The 230-nt window shown below is 37.8% G+C and carries 1 pseudogene; it reads left to right on the top strand.

Going from position 1 to position 230, the window contains the following annotated elements:
* Nucleotides 1-230, top strand: a pseudogene (locus tag SB679_RS26585) (hypothetical protein); the annotation flags it as partial.

The raw sequence follows: 230 nt of genomic DNA, 5'->3' as shown, positions 1-230 counted from the left end.
ATTTGGGATAGCAATGATTCTGGACAAATAGGAAACGGAACTACAATTGATAGAAATACACCGATCCTAATAGGAACGGCAACAGATTGGAAAAGCGTTAGTATTGGCTTTAGCCACACTATAGCACTAAAAACAGATGGTACATTATGGACATGGGGACGTAATAATAATGGACAACTTGGAGATGGAACTACAAGTTCAAAAGATACTCCTATTCAAATTGGGACTTC

This window comes from Chryseobacterium sp. SIMBA_029 (assembly GCF_046535275.1).
Taxonomy (GTDB): domain Bacteria; phylum Bacteroidota; class Bacteroidia; order Flavobacteriales; family Weeksellaceae; genus Chryseobacterium.
This window is presented reverse-complemented; position numbering and strand designations above follow the sequence as displayed.